The organism is Candidatus Arthromitus sp. SFB-turkey (genome assembly GCF_001655775.1).
GTDB lineage: Bacteria > Bacillota > Clostridia > Clostridiales > Clostridiaceae > Dwaynesavagella > Dwaynesavagella gallinarum.
The window spans coordinates 1-14385 of sequence record NZ_LXFF01000028.1 but is presented as its reverse complement, the minus strand read 5'-3'; the positions used below and the strand labels follow the sequence as shown (position 1 = coordinate 14385).

Below are 14385 nucleotides of genomic sequence, written 5' to 3'. Positions count from 1 at the left end.
TTTTATTTATAATAAAATATTTTAAAAAATCTTGTTCATCCCAAATACTCATAACTTCATTGTCTGCTGTAAAATTATCACTATGATTTCCAAGTTTAACATAAATTAAAATAAATCTCGATATCTCCATAGCATTATTAATCATATCGATAGCAATCTCTTTTGGAGTACATTCTAGTATGTTTGAAAAAATCGTTAAATCATATAAAGACACATGAGTTTTCAAAAAACCATGTATATTTTGTCTATAAATAAATCAAAGGATCTCAAACACTGCAAACTGTCCATAAAGAAGGGTNNAACTCCATCTATTTTTATATTCCATAGATCTGGTCTCCTAACTTTACCATTATTATCTCTCTCAAGTAATTCTCTACAAAGTATACCCCATCTACCAAACCCAACATTTACATCTAATATTTTTATTGGATTAACTTTTCTAATTATTTCTAGTATATCAGTTATATTTAAATGTGAATATGTATCCATAGACTACCACCTCTAAATTTATTATTAAAGTAGTTTATAAATTTTATACGAACATATTAATTCCAAAAAATATTTTGTTTATGCTATAATAAAAACACTTTCTAAAGTGGGGTGATTTTAAATTGATTAAAATTTTATTTATTTGCTTAGGAAATATTTGTAGATCTCCTATGAGTGAAGCTTATATGAGGCACATAGTAAAAGAACGTAATCTTGAAGATAAAATTCAAATTTTTTCAAAAGCTACATCAAATTATAATATTGGAAATCCTCCTCATTCAGGAACCCAAAAAATTCTTACAAAATATAAAATAGATTTTTCAAATATTTATTCTGAACAACTTACAAAACAAAATTTAATAGATTGTGATTACATAATCGTAATGGATGATTCCAACATGAATGATGTTTTAAAAATGAATCCATCTAAAAAAATTTATAAATTAACAGACTTTATAGAAAATTGTGAACACACTTATATTCCAGATCCATATTACACAAGAAATTTTGATTTAACATATGAGCTTGTAAGTAATGGATGTAATTCTCTGCTTGAACACATAATTAAAGAACATAACCTATAAAAAAATCCTCCACTTACGTGAAGGATATTTTTTATCACTATAAATTAAAACTCTTAGATTAATTCTTTAATTTCTTTTAATTCGTCTTCTGATATTTCTCCTCTTTCGTACATTTTCTCAGCAATTTGTCCATATAATCTTTGTTTTTCTCCATCATCTGTTGCATTTAAATATTTAAGATATAAATCTGCTTCTTCTTGTGATAAGTTTCCATTTTCAACTTCTTGATTTATAAAATATATATCAGATATTCTATTTACATCATCCCAACGTCCTTCATCAGTTTTTGCAATTAATCTATCTCTTTCATCTTGGCTTATAACTCCTAAATCAAACAATTCATTTACTTTATTTTGATAATAAATGTCATCCATATTATCAAAATCTTTATCATATCCATCTGATTTTAATTTTCTCGCTTGTTCCTCTGTTACTTTTCCTTCTTTAACTCTAAGATCAACCATTTCCTCATATACAGCTTGTCTCTCTTTAGAGTCTACTGCTCCATTAAATCTTACTTGTAAATCTGCTTCCTCTTTAGTCATGTACCCTAAATCAACCATTTCATCATAAAACATTTCATCTAGAGTTCTCCAATAATCTTTATAACTTCCTGATTTTAATCTATCTGCTTCTTTACTAGTTAAAATACCTTCTCTATATAAATAATCTATTATTTCTCTGTATACAGCTTCTTTTTCATCTTCTGTTTTAGCTTCTAAAAATTTAATTTGAAGCTTTCCTTCTTCCTCTGGTAAGAAACCATCATCAATTAATTTTTGTAATTCACCTACAGTATTAACATATGCTTCATAAGGTCCATAACCAAATTGTTCATCAAGAGCTTCTACAGAATCAAAAACATCTGAAACTCCAAAACTAAAACTTTCTGCTTTAGCAACTTGTCCTACAGTCGAAGAAACTCCTAATCCAAGCATAAGTGCTAAAGTAGCAACACCAATTAATTTTTTTATTTTCTTTCCTAACATTTTAACCTCTCCCATTCTTTTTATTTTTTATTTATTTTGTTGTTTATTTGTTTTCCATTTAATTTATACCTAGATTATAATTTGAATTTTTAACAAAACTGTGTCTTTTTTATAGTATTTTCTTGTTTTTATAAAAAAAGTTATCAAATTACTTTGATAACTTTTCAAAATCTATAAATACTCTTTTATAAAACCATATTGTTTTTGTTTATAACAATCAATTTCTTTAATTTTATCTTCAATAATGATATTTTTACATGATTCACCTTGAATATAATGTTCATTAAAACATTTAAAAATATAATTATAAATTTTCAAATAATTACTGATAACTTTCAAATGAAAGCCTTCATTATAATTAAAACTCTTCAACAAATTTTTAGCAAATAAACTCAACTCTTGATTACTTGCATGAAACATTCCATTTCCAATTAATATTGCAATATCCTTTGCAAATAAATCAATTGAAGAATCATAAAAATTAACAATAAAACAATCTTTTTCATTAAACAAAAATGATTTATTTGAAAGATTGCCATTTATAAATCTTATGTTTTTATGGTCTTCACAATAAATTTTGTATTCTTTACTCAAAAAGAATTCCCTAACTTCAAATAATTCACTTTTCATATATTCTTTGTTTTTGTCAAAAAAATCATCAATTAAACTCTTACTCTGTTTATAAGAAATAATTTTCTCTATATTCTCTATGTTTGAAAAATATCTATTTATTAATTTCAACTCATTTCCAATTGTTAAAATTTCTATATCTTCTTTCAAATTAAAATTAGATAAATTATTTAATATATTTGATGAACTTTGATAAAAATCTTTCAATTTATAAATAACACTATTAAAATCAAAATCTATCCATTTTTTATAAATTCCATTTGTAAGCTTAAAGATTATATAATACTCCTCATTTACATCATCAAAAAAATATTTTTTACCATCTACAGAGTACGTTTCTGAAATATTAGTATTATTTTTTTTCAAATATTCTAAGATATCAAAAATAATAAGATATTTTGATAAATCTCTGTACAATATTTTAATAAAAATATAGTTATTTTTATTTTTATCAATTATATAAAAACCACATCTTGAAGGATAACATTCTTGCACATCAATACCAACATTATTATAAAAAAAATCATAAGATAAATTATAATTACTAAGATTTAACGTATCATTATAAAAAATTTTTTCACTCAAAATATACCTCTCTATACAAGACTATCTCCATCTTTTTTTAATACATTATCAAAATCACATTCCTTTGAATAATTAGATAATTCTCTTCCTAAATCTCTATATTTAGAAATTACCCTTATAAATTCATAAGGAAAACTTACACACGCCAAAATAAAATTGTAACTATCTATATTGAACTTTTCTTTGCCACAAACATAAGCACAACATTTCATAAAATCAATTTTTTTGTATGCTCTTTTAACTTTTGTAAAAAATTTAATATAATCATATTCCGTAATATTTTCACAAAACTGATTTATATTTTTCACGTAAATATTTGTTTTAAAATCCATTTGAATTTCATTAAAATTGACATTATAAACACAAATTTCTCTGTGTTTCATACTTCTTAAAATCATATTTTCATAATTACTTTTAGAAATTATATCTAATATTTTCTTAATTCTTTCTAAAGCCTCATTTCCAAACTTTGAAACATTATTTTCAAAATCATTTTTAGAATTAAGTTTATACCTTTCAATATCTTGTTCTAAAAATATTTTTGAAACTTTAAAATCTTCAACCATTTTATTTACTAAATTATTTATTGATATTGAACAACCTTTCAAACGTTCATGTAAATCATAAAGGATATTAATATGTTCACATACTGTTTCATCTGTACAAACTTTGTGTTTATTTTTACTTAAATCTTTAATCTCATATATTCCCTTAGACATAGCATAACTTTTAAAGCTCATAAAAACTCCCAAATTATTGTTTTGAAATCATATTTATAATAAAATTTCTCCTATCATCTTTATCATTTTCAAACCTTGTAAGCCGTCTTAAAAATTTTTCTTCATCCCAATTAATTTTTTCATTATAATATTGAACTCCAATTTGCCAAAAATCATTTGGAAATAATATAAAAGACATAGCCAAAGAAAGTTCTTGTTTAGAGACATGCTTAACATCTTTATATGAATTGATTATTATTTTAAATTTTTCGTGATCCCATCTTCCAAATTTTAAACATCTCATAATAAAACTTCCTAAATCATGAAGATAAGTATCAAGTATCACATAATCAAAATCTATAAAATAAATTTTTCCAGAAGAATCAAGTAAAATATTATGATTAGCCAAATCGTGATGACAAATATAATTCTTTTTAATATGTTCTTTCATAACATTTTCATAATCAAACTTATACAAATTTTCAATAGACTCATTTGCTATCTGAATATTTTTATCTATGTTTTCAAAATAAATTTTATCAAAGACAGATAATTCACTTTTATCCTCTATTAATTTTTTAAATTTATAAATATCATTTATTTTTCTATCAAATATTTCAAACCATTTCATCCATCTAATATCTGCTTTTGAATCTTTTGAAACTTTAAAACCCTTGCTATAATTATGAAATTTTGCAATATGTTGAGCTGATCTTATAAGATCATAACTATTGCTATAATTTAACTCTCTACTTTCTATCCAAAATGTCATATAAAAATATACATTATCAAATTCAATATACTTTTTTTCAGAGTAAGTAGAAATCACATCTAAAATGTTATCAAAATCCTGTTTTTTGAAATAATCAAATATTTCAAGTATGTGTTTAAATCTAGAAAATTCATATTTAAATTGTTTTAAACAAAAATTCCCTTCAACTGCCACAATCTTATAAACATTTTTAAGTTTACTCATATCAAGTATAGTTACATCATAATTTTCTTCCACCAACTTCTTCAAATCATTTATATATTGAATCATTAATATCCTCTCTTAATTTAAATACATAGTTAAATATATGAAATCATTAATTAGTTGTTACTTAATTAAATCAAAATAAAAAAGCAGAAAAACTTATACGTTTTATCTGCTCAAATACATTTAAAAATTATTCCTCTAAATCACTTAATTTATAAGCTAATTGTGGAAATGATGAAGGTGTAAATTCATCGTAGTTTATTGGAACATTTAAATTTGATTTATTAAACTTACTTTCTTTAATTATTGAATTTCCCTCTAAAATCTTGCTTTTTTCACTATAAATACTATTAAATCCAATTCCAAGACTATATTCTCCTAATGAAAATATATTTTTAGAAATCCACTCACGTATCTTTTTTTCCGTTTTAAATTCGTTTTTCAATTTTGTTTTATCAATATTAAATAACGAAACATGTTTCACACTTTCAATTCCATCATTATCAACAATTCTAATTTTTCCAGAAACATTTATACTATTTAACTTAGGTCTTAAAATTTGTGAATTAGAATACTTCTTACCGCTATGCAACGCAAATAAATCTTTAGATTTTAAAATTCCAGATACAATTTTATCAACATTATTTTCAAAAATCTGATTATAAATACTTCCACTTACTGATTTTACTACTCTAACAGTAGCATGACTTGAATATCCTACAAAAACAAAATTTAATGAATCTACAACAAAAATTTTTCCTATTTTATTCATCATTAGTTTCTCTCTTTTTCCAAAACGTAACTTTTAATTAATATTATTTTAATATTTTATTGTTAATTTTTCAACAAATAAAAAAAGCATATCAAATTGATTTGATACGCTTTTTAAATTTAAAATTTAATTTTTTATTGGAACTGTAAAAACATTACTGAAATTTTTATTATTGTCTTCTATAATATTTGTATTTCCGAAAACTCCAATCTTATTGAATCCAATATCATTAATTGTTTTCCCTATGCTTTTAATATCTTGAATAGTTGTTGATTTAATTTCATCAATCATATTTTTAAAATCTTTTTTAGTCATTCCAATTAAATAGTTATGAATTTCAGTTTTTGCTCTATCAATTTCATCACAACTATTTGCAAGAGATGATATAGTTATTATTTTATATTTTTCAAGAAGTGATTCTGTAATATCAATATCACTAAGATAATTTCCTATATTATTTATAGCTCTTATTTGTTCTTTCAAAACTGGTGAAAATCCTGCAACAATCGCAAGCGTCCCCTGAGTAGTAGCCAATGAATTAACTTGGTACGCTCCATTTTTAACCCTTAAATTTCTGTATAAATACTCTCCAAGTATAGATTCAGCAACTAAAAATTTAGGTGTATAATTTCTACCACTAGCTCTAAAGTTTAAAAGAGCATAAAGGGTTACGTTAGGTGATGGAGCTTTTATAGAAATTTTTTCTCTAACTGTTTCAAATTTATATTTATATCTCCTATTTACATCTGAATTTAAATTAGGTAAAAATTTTGCTTCAAGTTGTTTCTTAACATTTTTATAATTTTCATTATCAGATACCACACCTATTTTTAAATTGTTAATATTAAATACAGTATCATTTACAAATTGAACTTCGTTTATTATATTATTTATAAAACTCGGATCTTCATTAAGCTTATTAAATATATTTATCAAAAATTTTATGTACGGAAGACCTTTTATGTAATTTTTGTATTTTCCACCTTCGTAATTTGAACCATCAATTTCATAATAAACAATATTTGGATTTATTAAGTTTGATTCATAATAAGATTTTAATTTGTTTAAATTTGTTCGTATAAGATTTACATTTTTAAAATTGATATTATTTACAAATTCATTTAAAAGATCAACTGATTTATCAAATTTATCTTTCGTTGTGTCAAATGATATTCTAAATGTTGGATTATATATATTTCCATCAAAACAATTTAAATTTTCATCAAGTGCCACATTTAAATTTGATAAAGTTTGCTTTATTTCACTCATGAGTTCTATGTTAGTTCTATTTGAACTTCCAAACCCTTCTTTTAACAAATCAGAAAATAAAGCTAAATAATGAATTTTACTTCTAGGAATTGTTCTTGAATCAAAGTTTAAAGAAACATTTATAAATTTTTCTTCATTGATTTTACCCCACACATATTCATAAACATCATTTTTATTTTGAACACGTGCATCTCCTAACTTTTCATGTTCGTTCTTAAATGGATTTGATAATTTTTCTAGAATTTTTAATGAATCTTCTTTTTCAATCCATGAATTAAAATCTTTTGTTTGATTAATTAAATCAACTTTTTCATTTTCACTCATTGATTCTTTATAATTATTTAAGCTTTCTTTCAAAACTCTTTCTTTTTCCTCTATAATCCCAAAATCAGGCTCAAGACAAATGAAAGCAGAATGCTTATTATTTATAAAATGCATATCTATAAAATTAATAAAATCTTCTACACCATAATCTTTTAAATAATTCAAATTCTCATAAAATTTTATACTTTCAATAATATCTCCTCCAGAAGACCAAGTATTAACAATATTCCACATAATAAAACTTTCTAAGGAATCATTTATCTTCTTATTAATAATATTATTTGTAATTTTATGATAATTTTCTAAATATTCTTCTGTAAGAACACTATCTCTAAATCTTTCCAATTCTTCATAAACAAAATTTTCAAATTCTTGTTCTTTACCCTCTTCTGAGTTAGCTGAAAACATTACATACGATTGCTTTGAACCAATATTTCTAAAATCAATTGAAAAATCTGTTCCAATCTTTCTCTGATTAAATCTTTTTTCTATACCAGAAAATTCTGTATCCATCATTGAAACTAAAAATTTAATAGCAAAGTTTTCTTTAACATTATTAATTTTCCCTGTAGCAAAGGCATTAATAAAAATATGTCTATTATTTTTAGAATCTTTTTCAGGAACTGGATATTTCAATTTTGCATATACTTTTTCAGTTAAATTTTCTTTCAAAATATACTCTTCTATTTTCTGTTTTCTATCATGAAAAGACAAATGTTCTTTATCCATAAATTTTAAAGCTTCTTCTGTATCAATATCGCCATACAAAATTATTAAACAATTTGAAGGAACGTAATATTTTTTATGAGATTCTAAAAGCTCTTCTAATGTAAGTTCTGGTATAATATATGGATCTCCTCCACCATTAAAAGCTCCTGGTGCTCCTTTGTACAAACTATCTACTGAAGCTATAGATTTATAAAATTCATCGTTAAATACATAGCCTTTCATTTCATTTAAAACAACACCTGTTAATTTTAAAGGTGAATTCATTTCTTCTAATTCAATTCTCCAACCTTCTTGTTTAAAAACATTTTCATCTTTATAAACAATAGGATGAAACAAAGCACTCAAATAATAATCCATAATTGTTTTAAGCTGATTTTTATCTCTTGAAGATACGTAATATGTAACATAATTTGTATCAGTTGCAGCATTTATATACTCTAAATTATTTAGATAAAATAACGCTGGAAAAACATCTCTTATTGGATATTTTTCAGAGCCTGAAAAAAATATGTGTTCTAATATGTGATTAGTTCCTTTGTTATTAACTGTAGGAACTTTAAAAGTTATATCAAAAAGTTTTACTTTGGAATCATTTTTTATGTGAATAATTTGAGCTCCACTTTTTTTATGCTCATACAATAAAATTTTTGACTTTATTGTATCAACATAATCTGTTCTCAAAAGCTCATATCCTTTAATATTATTTTTTGAAAAAGACATTGAGAATGCAATTACTACATTGTTGAAACAAAAAAACATTATTATAAAAAAAACAACTATCATTCTAGTAAATCTATTTCTCAAATTAATTTCCTCCTTAATTTTACTAATAGTAAGTTTTCTCTGTTTTAATATTTTTTATTATGATTTCAATAAAAAACTAACTTGTTCAAATTATAAAAATTTGTGTCTAATTTTCTTGTTTAGTTAATAAATAGATAAATTTATTTTTAATTTCCATAAAAAATTTAGAGGATAGATTTTCACAAATTAAAAATCTATCCTCTTTTTTAAAAATTTTTACCAACTTTTTTACGTCTATAATTCTTATAAATTTTTATTCCTAAACATATTAAACACATTACAAAAATTATTCTAATTAATACATCTAAGATAATAGAAATTTTATGAGTTATAGGAAACGAACCAAATTTCGTAATAAATAAATTAAAATCTATATAAGCATGCCAAAATGCAATAATTGCAAAATTTTTAGTTGCAAGATAAATTATAGAAAATATAATTCCTACATTAATTGTTGCAACGCTTTGTATCCAAGCATCCATTAAAGTCATCCCTTGAGCAACATTTACCATATGAAGTAAAACAAACATTACAACAGAAATTATAAACGCTTTTATCATTTCTCCATTTTTTTCACAATCAAATTTTTTCATATATATAAAATCTAAACATTCCTTCTTCACAAAATCCTATCGTTAATGAAAGAAGAGTTACTACTAACATTTCAGGAACAAATGATTTCATAACAATAGCTTCAATATTAAATCCAATCATCGCAATTAGAACAAATATTGAAAATGTATTAATTATATAGGATTTCTTTTCATTTATAAATTCACTTATTTTAAATGTTTTCTTACCTTTTATATAAAATGAAATAACTATTTCTAAACCAAACCCTATTAATAAAGAAGCAATAATTATTGCTAATAATTTTGGTGTAAACACATTTGTTTCAATAATTTCAACATTAAAAGCAATAACCGCACCTATAAATAATATTGAAAACATACTAATTACAAACGATTTCTTTTCACTTGTAAAATGAATTAATTTAAACATTCTACTATCTTTGTTTATATATGCAACATAAATAGTTAACAAAATCATTACACCTAACCCATAGGTAAAAAGTTTATCACTTAAATAATCTACTCCAAATCCTTTCCTTATAAATAAAAATCCCAAATAAGCTATCAAATAATATAAACCTATTTTTATAAAAACATCAACTATTTTATTGCTTATCCTCAACTTCATAAGATCACCGTCTTTCAAAAATTTTTAATACTACTTAGTTCTATTATAAATGATTTTAAAAACATTTTTTTAATATTCAATTTAAAAAATAAATGCAGAGAAAACAAATACTTTCCTCTGCAAAATTTAAATTATTTAATTGTATCTATAACACTAACTTGATTGCTTCACTTTTCACCAGATAATATTACAGTTTTGTCTAGTGAAAGAGCTGCTCCATATGGTTCTTGACCTACAGGTATTGATTTTAAAACTTCTCCAGTATTAATATCAACTACATTTATTGTATTCTCACTGCTTGATGCTCCATACAATAAATTATTTTCAGTATCTACTGAAATAGCCCTAATAGATGGTATTCCAGACAATGTTTTTTCAATTTCTAAAGTCTCTGTATTAATAACTCTTACATCATTTCCTTCAAAGTTTGTAACGTAAACAAATTCATCATTTGAATCAACAACTATACCTTGTCGTGGTTGACTAAATCCTTCTATTACCTTTTCTATTTTTCCTGTTCCTAAATTTATCACTGTAACTGTGCTTTGATCTTGATTATTAGCAAATATCATATCTCCTCTATTAGTTAAAGTAAATCCAAATACACCTTTACCTACATCAAAACTTCTAACTTCCTTTAATGTTTCAGTTTCAAACTCTCTTATAAGACCGTATGAGCTATCAGATATGTAAAAATACTTACCATTTTCTGAAAATGCAATATGTCTTGGAGTTACAAATTCATCCAACTCACCAATTTCGCTTTTAGTTTCCAAATTATAAACTTTAATTTTATCTATTCCACTATTTGAAACTATTGCAATTTTTTCATCTGAACTAATTGCCAATGAATTATTTTTTATATCTGCATCAAAGGCATCAGGTTTAGTATTTTCCATTTCAACAACTTGAGAAACGTTATTGCTACCCTAAGTAGTAACATTTTTATCTTGAGTTAATGAACATCCAGAAAGAACTAACGCAATTAATAATGCACCTATAAGTGATCTTTTCATTAATAATCTCCTTTTAAAATTATCTTTCCAATATTAAAATATTTTGTTAGTAAAAAGTCAATATTTTTTTAATTATTTAAAATATTTTTTTGATTGTTTAAAATTTAAATATATTAATTCGATATAAATAAAAATACATAAATAATATCAATAAAAATAATTAATTTTTAATTTTAATTCTATTTTTAAATGGTATAATTAAATAATGTTTTGTTTCTTAAAACATTATTTAGGATGGGAAAAAATGAAAAATTTTGATTATTTATACAATATTGTTGAACCTTCTTTTTTAAAAAATTTATCTATAGAAGATCTTTACTCGTTATCAGAAAATATACGAGAATTTTTAATACATTCTCTGAGTTCAACAGGTGGACATGTTTCATCAAATCTCGGAGTAATAGAATTGACAATAGCATTACATTATGTTTTTAACATGAATGAAGATAAATTAATTTTTGATGTTGGACATCAATGTTATACTCACAAAATTCTTACTGGAAGAGCTAAATTTTTTAAAACATTACGCAAGTTTAATGGTCTTTCAGGATTTCCTAGAAAAGATGAAAGTAAGTATGATATTTGGGAAACTGGTCATAGTTCAACATCTTTGTCAGCATGTTTAGGTATGGCAGTTGAAAGGGATTTTAGAAATGGTAATGAAAACATATTAACAATTATTGGAGATGGAGCATTAACAGGAGGAATGGCTTTAGAAGCACTTAACAATATCGGATATGAACAAAGAAAATTAATTATAATTTTAAACGATAATCAAATGTCAATTTCTAAAAATATTTGTGCTCTAAGACCAAAAAATGATGAAAAATTTTTAAATATATATGATTCCTCAAATCAAATTACAAATTTAAAAAATATAAATCTGTACCATTATAAAATTACTAAAAACTTTTTTGAAAATTTAAACATTCATTATACTGGACCAATTGATGGACACAACATAAAAGATTTAATTAATAACTTAAACGAAATAAAACAAATCAATAGACCTTGTATTTTACATGTTATAACAAAAAAGGGTAAGGGTTTAAAAATTGCCGAAAACGATAATACAGGTTCATGGCATGGAATAGGTCCATTTAATACATCAACTGGACTAAAAATTAAAAATAAAAAGGTCAATGAGCGTGCATGGGGATCAGTAATTTCAGAAACAATTGAAAGATTAGCTGAAAAAGATAAAAAAATTGTTTGTATAACTCCTGCAATGACCAAAGGATCAAAATTAGAATTTTTTAAAAATAAATTTCCTGATAGAATTTTTGATGTTGGTATTGCTGAACAGCATGGCGCAACTTTTTCTGGTGCGTTATCTCTTTCAAACTTAAAACCCATATTCTTTATTTACTCTACATTTCTTCAAAGAGCATATGACCAAATAATTCACGATATAGCTAGACAAAATTTAAATATGGTTTTAGCAATAGATAAATGTGGATTTGCAACAGGAGATGGAGATACTCATCACGGAATTTACGATATAAGTTTCTTAAGACCTATACCAAACATTTCTATAGTTATGCCCAAAGATCAAATAGAAGCTCAAAATCTTTTGTATAATTCTTTGTACAATTATTCAGATAAAGGTTTAATTGCTTTTAGATATCCACGTGGATACACTGAATTAACTCATGTTAAGAATTTTGAAAATATTGAATTTGGTACATGGAGCGTTGAAAAAGAAGGAACAGATTTAATAATTCTAACTTTTGGTACAATGCTTGAAACAGCTCATGAAATCTCAGAAAAACTTTCTTATAGAAATATAAGTGTTAAAATCATCAATGCAAGATTTATTAAACCACTTGACGAAAAAATTCTTCATGAAGTATTTAAATCAAATTTGCCAATTATAACAATTGAAGAATCTTGTAAAATAGGTGGGTTTGGTACAAGCATTTGTGAATTTGCAATAAAACATAAATATAAAAATGACATAGAAGTATTTGGAATTGAAGATTCATTTTTTCATCATGGAGATACAGCTAATTTACGTAAATTAAGTAACTTAGATTGTGAAAGTATAATCAATAAAATACAATCTTTAATTTCTATATGCTAAAGGAGATATTAATGAAAAACATTTCGATTTTAGGTGCAACTGGGTCAATTGGATTACAGACAATTGAAATTATAAAAAATAATAAAGATAAATTTAACTTAAACGCAATATCTGTCGGTGAAAACATAAAAGAGCTTAGAAAAATTTTAAATATATTTTCTCCAGAATTAGTTTGTGTAAAAAACAAAGAAGACTATGAAACATTATCAAATGAATATCAAAATATAAAATTTTCATACGGACTTCAAGGATTAATAGAAGTTTCAACATTTCACAAATCAGATACAATAATAAATGGTTTAGTTGGAAATGTTGGATTAATCCCAACAATATCTGCTATAGAAAACGGTAAAAACATAGCTCTTGCAAACAAAGAAACGCTCGTAACTGCTGGACATATCGTAAATGAAAAAATAAAAAAGCATAATGTAAATTTAATTCCTGTTGACAGTGAACATTCTGCAATTTTTCAATGTTTAAACGGAGAAAATAAAAAAAATATAAATAAATTAATTTTAACAGCATCTGGGGGAAGTTTCAGAGACAAAACAAGAGAAGAACTTAAAAATGTTACAGTCGAAGATGCCTTAAAACATCCAAATTGGAGTATGGGCGCTAAAATAACGATTGATTCAGCAACGATGGTAAATAAAGGTTTAGAAGTAATTGAAGCACATTTTTTATTTAACATAGATTACGACAAAATAAATGTTGTACTTCACAAAGAAAGTATTATTCATTCAATGGTTGAATTCAATGACATGACAATAATTGCCCAACTCGGTACACCTGATATGAAAAATCCTATTCAATACGCTTTAACTTATCCTGAAAGAATTTTTAATAAAGATTTTTCTCCATTAGATTTTGAAAAACTTACTACACTCAATTTTTCAAAATTAGATTTTGATAGATATCCTTGTGTAAAAATGGCATTTGATGCTGGAAAGCTTGGAGGAAGTGCAACAACAATTTTTAACTCAGCTAATGAAGAAGCCGTAAAATTATTTTTAAATAATGAAATTTCCTTTTTAGATATAGAAATTTTAATTTATGAAGCATTAAATTCTCATAATAAAATAAACAATCCAGATCTAGATACAATTTTAAATTTAGATAAAGAAACTAGAATTTTTGTAAATGATTATTGTAAAAAATTAAAAGCAACGCGATAAACACGTTGCTTTTAATTTTGGTGGCTAGAGCAGGAATC

The 14385-nt window shown here is 24.2% G+C and carries 13 protein-coding genes and 3 pseudogenes; 3 read left to right on the top strand and 13 right to left on the bottom strand.

The genetic code is table 11. The features are described 5' to 3' along the window. Both A6P36_RS08125 and A6P36_RS05595 read right to left on the bottom strand, forming a co-directional pair. Positions 1-226: pseudogene (locus A6P36_RS08125) on the bottom strand (hypothetical protein); the annotation flags it as partial. A gap of 74 nt (positions 227-300) precedes the next feature. Then, positions 301-489 (bottom strand): annotated as a pseudogene (locus A6P36_RS05595) (hypothetical protein); the annotation flags it as partial. Between the two features lie 122 nt (positions 490-611). Here A6P36_RS05595 and A6P36_RS05590 point away from each other — a divergent pair. Beyond that, positions 612-1073 (top strand): low molecular weight protein-tyrosine-phosphatase, encoded by a 462-nt coding sequence (locus tag A6P36_RS05590; RefSeq protein WP_066761810.1) that lies wholly within the window; start codon positions 612-614, stop codon positions 1071-1073. 53 nt (positions 1074-1126) lie between these two features. Here the strand turns inward: A6P36_RS05590 and A6P36_RS05585 are convergent, their stop codons facing one another. From A6P36_RS05585 to A6P36_RS08520, 11 genes and pseudogenes are all read right to left on the bottom strand, one after another. Beyond that, complete coding sequence (locus A6P36_RS05585) at positions 1127-2062, bottom strand: hypothetical protein (RefSeq protein ID WP_066761809.1); 936 nt, start codon at positions 2060-2062, stop codon at positions 1127-1129. A 171-nt stretch (positions 2063-2233) separates the two neighbouring features. Further along, positions 2234-3277 (bottom strand): hypothetical protein, encoded by a 1044-nt coding sequence (locus A6P36_RS05580; RefSeq protein WP_082917630.1) that lies wholly within the window; start codon positions 3275-3277, stop codon positions 2234-2236. A gap of 11 nt (positions 3278-3288) precedes the next feature. Beyond that, complete coding sequence (locus A6P36_RS05575) at positions 3289-4017, bottom strand: spore coat protein (protein WP_066761814.1); 729 nt, start codon at positions 4015-4017, stop codon at positions 3289-3291. Between the two features lie 13 nt (positions 4018-4030). After that, positions 4031-5038, bottom strand: a complete 1008-nt coding sequence (locus A6P36_RS05570) for a CotS family spore coat protein (protein WP_066761805.1) — start codon at positions 5036-5038, stop codon at positions 4031-4033. A 127-nt stretch (positions 5039-5165) separates the two neighbouring features. Further along, on the bottom strand, positions 5166-5750 hold the full coding sequence (locus A6P36_RS05565; RefSeq protein WP_156507988.1) for a hypothetical protein: 585 nt from the start codon (positions 5748-5750) through the stop codon (positions 5166-5168). A 123-nt stretch (positions 5751-5873) separates the two neighbouring features. Next, the gene (locus A6P36_RS05560) at positions 5874-8873 is read right to left on the bottom strand and encodes an insulinase family protein (RefSeq protein ID WP_066761803.1); all 3000 of its coding nucleotides are present in this window, start codon (positions 8871-8873) and stop codon (positions 5874-5876) included. 206 nt (positions 8874-9079) lie between these two features. After that, entirely contained in the window at positions 9080-9466 is a 387-nt protein-coding gene (locus A6P36_RS05555; RefSeq protein ID WP_066761801.1) for a CPBP family glutamic-type intramembrane protease, read from the bottom strand. After that, a complete protein-coding gene (locus A6P36_RS05550) occupies positions 9453-10073 on the bottom strand; it encodes a hypothetical protein (protein WP_066761800.1) in 621 nt (206 codons plus the stop codon). The genes A6P36_RS05555 and A6P36_RS05550 overlap by 14 nt, the downstream gene beginning before the upstream one ends. A 167-nt stretch (positions 10074-10240) precedes the next feature. Continuing rightward, positions 10241-10645 (bottom strand): YncE family protein, encoded by a 405-nt coding sequence (locus tag A6P36_RS08495; protein ID WP_369815430.1) that lies wholly within the window; start codon positions 10643-10645, stop codon positions 10241-10243. Between the two features lie 126 nt (positions 10646-10771). Continuing rightward, positions 10772-10975: pseudogene (locus A6P36_RS08490) on the bottom strand (hypothetical protein); the annotation flags it as partial. Between the two features lie 27 nt (positions 10976-11002). Continuing rightward, on the bottom strand, positions 11003-11089 hold the full coding sequence (locus A6P36_RS08520) for a lipoprotein (protein WP_156507989.1): 87 nt from the start codon (positions 11087-11089) through the stop codon (positions 11003-11005). 244 nt (positions 11090-11333) lie between these two features. Here A6P36_RS08520 and dxs point away from each other — a divergent pair, with 244 nt between their 5' ends. Both dxs and dxr read left to right on the top strand, forming a co-directional pair. Beyond that, a complete protein-coding gene (dxs, locus tag A6P36_RS05540) occupies positions 11334-13172 on the top strand; it encodes a 1-deoxy-D-xylulose-5-phosphate synthase (protein WP_066761797.1) in 1839 nt (612 codons plus the stop codon). An 11-nt stretch (positions 13173-13183) separates the two neighbouring features. Then, positions 13184-14347 (top strand): 1-deoxy-D-xylulose-5-phosphate reductoisomerase, encoded by a 1164-nt coding sequence (gene dxr, locus A6P36_RS05535; protein ID WP_066761796.1) that lies wholly within the window; start codon positions 13184-13186, stop codon positions 14345-14347. Positions 14348-14385: the final 38 nt, after the last annotated feature.